Below are 256 nucleotides of genomic sequence, written 5' to 3'. Positions count from 1 at the left end.
CTGTTACGGTGACCTGATGCGGCCCGCAATAGCGCCGACGAGCTTGACGCCATGGTCTCGGCGAAGGGTGCCAATGCGCGGGCGGCCTCGGTCGGCAGCAATCCGCTCTGCGAGCGGGTAAACAGCTGCGTGCCGACAGCCTGCTCCAGCGCGTCGATATGGCGGCCGACGGTTGGCTGTGTCAGGCCGAGTTCGCGGGCGGCAGCCGAGAGCGATCCGTGGCGGAGCACGGTTAGAAAGGTGCGGTAGAAATCCC

General features: G+C 66.8%; 1 protein-coding gene. It reads right to left on the bottom strand.

Annotated features, from left to right (window positions below; all coding sequences use genetic code 11):
• A partial coding sequence (locus tag SCA31_RS24405) for a LysR family transcriptional regulator (RefSeq protein WP_410699561.1) occupies nucleotides 1–256 on the bottom strand: 256 nt, incomplete at both ends.

The organism is Chryseobacterium sp. SIMBA_028 (assembly GCF_046535285.1).
Classification (GTDB): Bacteria; Bacteroidota; Bacteroidia; order Flavobacteriales; family Weeksellaceae; genus Chryseobacterium.
The sequence above is the reverse complement of the archived record's forward strand: the minus strand, read 5'-3'. Positions and strand labels throughout refer to the sequence as shown.